The sequence below is a fragment of the Variovorax sp. WDL1 genome, assembly GCF_001541225.1.
Classification (GTDB): domain Bacteria; phylum Pseudomonadota; class Gammaproteobacteria; order Burkholderiales; family Burkholderiaceae_C; genus Variovorax.
Genome location: NZ_LMTS01000283.1, coordinates 1 through 394 on the forward strand (window position 1 = coordinate 1; position 394 = coordinate 394).

Here is a 394-nt window from a genome sequence, read left to right on the forward strand (position 1 = left end):
TGTGCGCAGGAACCAGTCCCAGGCTGGCAGCGAACTCTCGCCCCGAGCGCCAGTTACTCGCATCTCCCAGCGTGGCGGCCAGCGCCGTCGCACCGAGCACGCCGATGCCGGGCACCTCGCGCAGCGTGCGCGCCGTATCGCCTTTGCGTTGCTGCTCTGCGATCTCGGCTTCGAGCTGATCGATGCTGCGCTCGATGCCCTTGAGCGTTTCGAGCTGCAGGTCAACCAACCGGCGCATCAACGGTGGCAATTGATCGTCGACTTGGGCGCGCCGCGCGCTCATCGTCTTCAGCCCCGCTTTCTTGCCTGGCAGCAAGACACCGAACTCGTACAACAAGCCTCGCAGCATGTTGAGGGTGGCCGTGCGCACGCTCACCCAGTGCGAACGTGCTCG

Annotated in this window: 1 protein-coding gene; it reads right to left on the minus strand. The window is 65.5% G+C overall.

Annotation, left to right across the window (positions count from 1 at the left end):
* Nucleotides 1–394: transposase (locus tag APY03_RS34215; protein ID WP_157103502.1), on the minus strand; the 394-nt coding region annotated here is incomplete at both ends.